At 70.8% G+C, this 4,278-nt stretch carries 5 protein-coding genes; all 5 read right to left on the bottom strand.

Going from position 1 to position 4,278, the window contains the following annotated elements; all coding sequences use genetic code 11:
• Positions 1–83: 83 nt before the first annotated feature.
• A complete protein-coding gene (locus tag J0695_RS37180) occupies positions 84–1,904 on the bottom strand; it encodes an ABC-F family ATP-binding cassette domain-containing protein (RefSeq protein WP_206969176.1) in 1,821 nt (606 codons plus the stop codon).
• Between the two features lie 77 nt (positions 1,905–1,981).
• Entirely contained in the window at positions 1,982–2,152 is a 171-nt protein-coding gene (locus tag J0695_RS37175; protein WP_206969175.1) for a hypothetical protein, read from the bottom strand.
• Between the two features lie 12 nt (positions 2,153–2,164).
• Positions 2,165–3,079 carry a 4-(cytidine 5'-diphospho)-2-C-methyl-D-erythritol kinase gene (locus tag J0695_RS37170; RefSeq protein ID WP_206969174.1) on the bottom strand — a complete coding sequence of 305 codons (915 nt, stop codon included), beginning with the start codon at positions 3,077–3,079 and terminating at the stop codon, positions 2,165–2,167.
• On the bottom strand, positions 3,076–3,936 hold the full coding sequence (gene rsmA, locus J0695_RS37165) for a 16S rRNA (adenine(1518)-N(6)/adenine(1519)-N(6))-dimethyltransferase RsmA (protein WP_206969173.1): 861 nt from the start codon (positions 3,934–3,936) through the stop codon (positions 3,076–3,078). The genes J0695_RS37170 and rsmA overlap by 4 nt, the downstream gene beginning before the upstream one ends.
• A 67-nt stretch (positions 3,937–4,003) precedes the next feature.
• The coding region (locus tag J0695_RS37160; protein WP_206969172.1) for a transglycosylase family protein at positions 4,004–4,278 on the bottom strand (275 nt) is incomplete at its 5' end.

Genomic DNA, 4,278 nt, shown 5'->3' with positions numbered 1-4,278 from the left:
CAGCGCCATCACGGGCCGGTCACCCCCCTGTGGCCAAGGGAGGACCGGCCCGTGATGGCGCTGTTACGTGACCTGGGGCCCCTTTACTGGGCAGCCTCGGCCAGCTCCAGCCAGCGCATCTCCAACTTGTCGCGCTGCGTGATGAGTTCACGCAGTTCGGCGTCGAGCTTCGCGACCTTCTCGAAGTCGGTGGAGTTGTCGGCGATCTGCGCGTGCAGCGAGGTCTCGCGGTCGGACATCTTGCTGAGCTGCCGCTCGATCTTCTGCAGCTCCTTCTTCGCGGCGCGCGCCGCCTCGGAGGAGACCTTCGGCGCGGCAGGCGCGGAGTGCGAGGAGGAACCGGCCGGTGCCGAGGGCACGAACGCGTCGAGGACGCGCTGCCTGCGCTCCAGGTACTCGTCGATCCCGCGCGGCAGCATCCGCAGCGTGGCATCTCCGAGCAGGGCGAACACCTTGTCCGTGGTGCGCTCGATGAAGAACCGGTCGTGGGAGATCACGATCAGCGATCCCGGCCAGCTGTCGAGCAGGTCCTCCAGCTGCGTCAGCGTCTCGATGTCGAGGTCGTTGGTGGGCTCGTCGAGGAACAGGACGTTCGGCTCGTCCATGAGGAGGCGCAGGATCTGCAGACGGCGGCGCTCACCACCGGAGAGGTCTCCGACGGGCGTCCACTGCTTCTCCTTGGAGAAACCGAACTGCTCGCAGAGCTGGCCCGCGGTCAGCTCGCGGCCGTTGCCCAGGTCCACCCGGTCGCGTACCTGCTGAACTGCTTCCAACACCCGCAGGGTGGGCGGCAGTTCGCTGACCTCCTGCGAGAGGTAGGCGAGCTTGACGGTCTTGCCGACGATGACCTTGCCCGCGACGGGCTGTACTTCGCCGCCGCTTCGGGAGGCTTCGGCGAGTGCGCGAAGGAGCGAGGTCTTGCCCGCGCCGTTCACCCCGACGAGGCCGATGCGGTCGCCGGGGCCCAGGTGCCAGGTGAGGTGCTTGAGGAGGACCTTGGGTCCGGCCTGGACGGTGACGTCCTCAAGGTCGAACACGGTCTTGCCGAGTCGCGCGTTGGCGAACTTCATCAGCGCGCTGGTGTCGCGGGGCGGCGGCACATCGGCGATCAGCTCGTTGGCGGCCTCGATGCGGTAGCGCGGCTTGGACGTACGGGCGGGGGCGCCGCGCCGCAGCCAGGCGAGCTCCTTGCGCATCAGGTTCTGGCGCTTGGACTCCTCGGTGGAGGCAATGCGCTCACGCTCGGCACGGGCGAAGACGTAGTCGCTGTAGCCGCCCTCGTACTCATGGACGGAGCCTCGCTGTACGTCCCACATGCGGGTGCAGACCTGGTCGAGGAACCAGCGGTCGTGAGTGACGCAGACGAGTGCGGAGCGGCGCGCCTGGAGGTGCCTGGCCAGCCAGGAGATGCCCTCGACGTCGAGGTGGTTGGTCGGCTCGTCGAGGACGATCAGGTCGGGCTCGCCGATGAGGAGCTTGGCGAGCGCGATACGGCGGCGCTCGCCGCCGGAGAGGGGGGCGATGACAGTGTCGAGGCCCTGCCCGAATCCGGGCAGGTCGAGGCCGCCGAAAAGCCCGGTGAGGACGTCGCGGATCTTCGCGTTGCCCGCCCACTCGTGGTCGGCCATGTCGCCGATGACCTCGTGGCGGATGGTCGCGTCCGGGTCGAGGGAGTCGTGCTGGGTGAGCACCCCGAGCTGGAGGCCGCCGACCTGGGTGACGCGGCCGGTGTCCGGATCCTCGAGCTGGGCGAGCATCCGGATCAGCGTCGTCTTGCCGTCGCCGTTGCGGCCGACGACACCGATCCGGTCGCCCTCGGAGACGCCGAGTGAGACACCGTCGAGCAGGGCACGGGTCCCGTAGACCTTGCTGACGGCCTCGACATTGACGAGGTTGACGGCCATTGACGCTCCAGAGAAGGGGGAATCTGTCGATCTCCCAGCGTACGTTGCGCAAATGGCCGTCCGATCCGGCGATCCCGCTAGAAGATCTGGTTGTACTGCGACCAGCCGCCGCCGGTGCGGGTGCGGGCCGCGTACGGGGCGGAAGCCCGGCCGGTGCCCTTGTAGAGCCACAGCACACCCGCCTTGTCCCGCGCCAGCAGTTCCCGGTGCGGAGTCCGGTACGGGTCCTTGTCCCCCGGATTCCCCACCCAGCGCAGTATTTAAAGGACCCTTGCGCCCGGGGCGGGCGACGTCGCCGCCCGCGCCGACCTGCACGTCCCCGAATCGCGCAGTGCCTCCGCCACCTTCTCGGCCGCTCCCGCGTCCGCCGCCAGGAACGCCGTCGTCGGGCCCGAGCCCGAGACCAGGCCCGCCAGGGCGCCCGCCGCCACACCCGCCTCCAGCGTCTCCGCCAGGGCCGGGCGCAGGGACAGTGCCGCCGGCTGGAGGTCATTGGAGTGCGTGAGCGTGACCGCCAGGGCCTCCGCGTCGCCCGACCGCAGCGCCTCCAGCAGGGCGGGCGACGCCTCCGGTGCCGGGGCCTGCGGCGTCAGGCGGTCGAATTCCCGGAAGACCGCCGGGGTGGAGAGGCCGCCGTCGGCCGTCGCGAACACCCAGTGGAAGCCCGTGCCGCCCACCTCGAGATCGGTCAGTTTCTCGCCGCGCCCCGTGCCCAATGCCGCGCCGCCCACCAGGCTGAAGGGGACATCGCTGCCCAGTTCGGCGCAGATCCCGAGAAGTTCCGTACGGGAAGCGCCCGTGCCCCAGAGTGCGTCGCAGGCCAGCAGTGCTGCCGCGCCGTCCGCGCTGCCGCCCGCCATGCCGCCCGCGACGGGGATGTCCTTGGCGATGTGGATGTGGACGTTCCGGGCTGCCGGGTCGATGCCGTACCGGGAGGCGAGTGCCTCGGCGGCGCGCGCGGCCAGGTTCGTACTGTCCAGGGGGACCTGCTCGGCGTAAGGACCCGAGCAGGTCAAGTACGGGCGGTCGGGCGACGGGGTGACCGTGACCTCGTCGTACAGCGACACCGCGAGAAAGACATTGGCCAGGTCGTGGAACCCATCGGCCCGGGCCCCGCCCACCGCCAGCTGCACATTGACCTTGGCGGGGACGCGAACCGTGACGCCACCGCTCACGCCTTGGCCTCCGCGATCCGCGCGAACTCCTCCACGGTCAGCGACTCGCCGCGCGCCTGCGGCGATACGCCCGCCGCCACCAGCGCGACCTCCGCGGCCGCAGCCGAGCCCGCCCAGCCCGAAAGGGCCGCACGCAGGGTCTTGCGCCTCTGCGCGAAGGCGGCGTCGACCACCGCGAAGACCTCGGCCCTGCTGGCGGTGGTGGCAATCGGCTCCGTACGGCGGACGAGCGCCACCAGGCCGGAATCGACGTTCGGGGCGGGCCAGAAGACCTTGCGGCCGATGGATCCGGCGCGCTTGACCTCCGCGTACCAGTTCGCCTTGACCGAGGGGACGCCGTAGACCTTGTTGCCGGGTTCGGCGGCCAGCCGGTCGGCGACCTCCGCCTGGACCATGACCAGCGTGCGCTCGATGGACGGAAAGCGCTCCAGCATGGTCAGGAGCACGGGGACGGCCACGTTGTACGGAAGGTTCGCGACCAGCGCCGTGGGCGGCGGGCCCGGGAGCTCCTTGACCTGCAGCGCGTCCGCGTGGACCAGCGTGAAGCGGTCCTTCCTGGCGGGCATCCTGGCCTCGATCGTCGCCGGCAGCGCGGACGCCAGCACGTCGTCGATCTCGACCGCGACGACGCTGCTCGCCGACTCCAGGAGGGCGAGGGTCAGCGAGCCCAGGCCGGGCCCCACCTCGACCACCACGTCGTCGGGGCGCACCCCCGCCGTCCGTACGATCCTGCGGACCGTATTGGCGTCGATGACGAAGTTCTGACCGCGCTGCTTGGTCGGGCGTACGCCGAGCGCCGCCGCCAGTTCGCGGATGTCTGCGGGGCCGAGGAGGGCGTCGGGCTCTGTGGTGCTCACCCGTAGAGCGTACGGCGGTCTCCCGTGCCGGAGCACACCCCGGCCCTTGTGCCGCCCCTTGCGCCGCTCACTTGTAGAGCCTGCGGCCGCAGTGCGGCCACGGGCTCGACCCCCGCTGCACATAGAGCTTCTTCGCCCGGTACGTCTGCTCCTGGGCCGGGGCGTCCTGCGCGACACCGCTGCCACCGAGCGAGCGCCAGGTCTGACCGTCGAACTGGTAAAGACCGCCGTAGCTGCCCGTCGAGTCGACCGCGCCGGGGCGGCCGCCCGACTCGCAGTGCGCGAGGCCGTCCCAGTTGAGGCCGTCGGTGCCGGAGACGGAGGTCGGCAGAGGCTTGGTGC

This window comes from Streptomyces beijiangensis, assembly GCF_017315755.1.
Classification (GTDB): Bacteria; Actinomycetota; Actinomycetes; order Streptomycetales; family Streptomycetaceae; genus Streptomyces; species Streptomyces beijiangensis.
This window is presented reverse-complemented; position numbering and strand designations above follow the sequence as displayed.

Excerpts from the sequence above, each read along its gene's own strand:
- J0695_RS37180 (WP_206969176.1), bottom strand. The coding sequence starts at position 1,904 with ATGGCCGTCAACCTCGTCAATGTCGAGGCCGTCAGCAAGGTCTACGGG.